This is a genomic window from Mucilaginibacter sp. (assembly GCF_036383575.1).
Lineage (GTDB): Bacteria > Bacteroidota > Bacteroidia > Sphingobacteriales > Sphingobacteriaceae > Mucilaginibacter.
Genome location: NZ_DASVOB010000565.1, coordinates 1 through 1898, shown reverse-complemented (window position 1 = coordinate 1898; position 1898 = coordinate 1). Strand labels below are relative to the sequence as shown.

2 protein-coding genes and 1 pseudogene are annotated in these 1898 nt (G+C 44.4%); all 3 read left to right on the top strand.

The window, feature by feature from the left end; translation table 11 throughout:
* A partial coding sequence (locus tag VF500_RS20250; RefSeq protein ID WP_330861419.1) for an ROK family protein occupies positions 1-754 on the top strand: 754 nt, incomplete at its 5' end.
* Between the two features lie 12 nt (positions 755-766).
* Positions 767-1468, top strand: coding sequence for a glycosyl hydrolase 2 galactose-binding domain-containing protein (locus tag VF500_RS20245; protein ID WP_330861418.1), 702 nt, complete (start codon positions 767-769; stop codon positions 1466-1468).
* Between the two features lie 14 nt (positions 1469-1482).
* Positions 1483-1898, top strand: a pseudogene (locus VF500_RS20240) (hypothetical protein); the annotation flags it as partial.

Below are 1898 nucleotides of genomic sequence, written 5' to 3'. Positions count from 1 at the left end.
AAAGAGTGATGGCAGTGTTGAAGATGTGCTGAATGATATTTATACCGTTGTTGATGCCTTATTGAAAAACAATACTGCCAATGCTATAGGTATAGGCGTACCCAGTGTGGTCGACGTATCCGAAGGTATTGTTTACGACGTACAGTACATCCCCTCGTGGAAGGAAGTGCACCTGAAAAAACTGATGCAGGAACGTTATAACATCCCTGTGTATGTAAATAACGATGCCAATTGCTTTGCTGTTGGCGAACTGTATTTTGGAAAGGGAAAAGGCGCTGATAGTATGGTTGGGGTAACCCTGGGAACCGGGCTTGGCACGGGCATTATCACCAATGGCAAATTATATGCCGGCCATAATTGCGGGGCCGGCGAGATCGGTTTTTTTCCTTACATCGATAATATCCTGGAGTACTACTGCAGCGGCTCATTCTTTAATAATGTATACGGACTGGATGGCGTACAGGTATTTAAAGACGCGCAAGCCGGCGATGAGCAGGCCTTGAAGTTATATGCCGAATTAGGTACTCATGTAGGTAACGCGCTGAAAATAGTGATGTATGCTTATGATCCAGAGCTAATTATTTTGGGCGGATCGGTAAGTCATGCTTTTGGCTATTTTAAAGATACCATGTGGCAACAGGTGAAAACCTTTGCCTATACAAAAACGCTTGAACGGATAAAAATTGAGATATCGGAATTGCAAAACAGTGGCATTATCGGTGCGGCTGCCTTGTATTACGATAACCAGAAATAAACCTGATCTACCATGAAAAAAATATTATTAATGTCGGCAATAATCCTGCTCAGTGCAGGAGCATTTGCGCAGGGGCGGCAGGAAAATTTTAACCTGCTATTAAAGGATGACTGGCAAATGCAGTCGGTAGTTACAGTGCCTGCTGCCGCTACTGAGATCTCCAAAGAGAAATTTGATACGCAGGGCTGGTATAAAGTAAGTGTACCTTCAACCATTCTGGCTGGTTTGCTTGCAAACCATGTTTATAATTTCGACCCGTTTATGGGAAAGAACCTCGAAAAGTTGGCCGACCCAAAGCTGGATAAACCGTGGTGGTTCAGGAAAGAGTTCACATTGCCTGCTGCTGAAAACGGCAAGAATGTGATCCTTCGTCTGCATGGTATCAATTACAAAGCTAATGTTTGGCTCAATGGGGTTAAGATAGCCGATTCAACCAAAATAAAAGGCCCGTATCGCATCATCGATCTTGATCTCACTAAAAACATCAGCTATGATGGTACCAATACGCTGGCAATTGAAGTGCTCAGGCCATTCACCCCTAACAAACGTGATGGCGACCTTGCCATTGACTATGCCGATTGGATCCCGTACCCGCAGGATTATAACGGTGGTATCATCAATAACGTAGAGGTGAAAACTTACAACAAGGTAGGCGTAAAATTCCCACTGGTTGCTACTGATTTTGATCTGCCGTCGCTTGCTGTGGCCATTTAACTGTAGATGCCCAGGTGACTAATTATACCAATAAACCACAGGATGCAGTGATCAAAGGGAAGATCAACGAGAATATTTCCTTCGAGAAAAAAGTGCACCTGCTGGCTAACGAATCAAAGAACGTGAATTTCTCGCCTGTAGAGTTTAAACAGCTTAATGTTAAAGATCCGTCCATTTGGTGGCCCTGGCAGTATGGCAAACCAAACCTGAACCGTATTGAGGTTTCGGCTGTGGTTGATAAAAAGCTGAGTAATTCAGTAGCAGAAAACTTTGGGATCAGGGAGTTTACGTCTAAAATTATTGATGACAATCAATCGCGCGAGTTTATTATTAACGGTAAGCCTATTATGCTGAGAGGCGCGGCCTGGTCGCCTGATATTTTTCAGCGCCGGTCGCCCGAAAGGCAGGAGCAGGAGATCCGTTTGGTGCG

Excerpts from the sequence above, each read along its gene's own strand:
- VF500_RS20245 (WP_330861418.1), top strand. The coding sequence starts at position 767 with ATGAAAAAAATATTATTAATGTCGGCAATAATCCTGCTCAGTGCAGGA.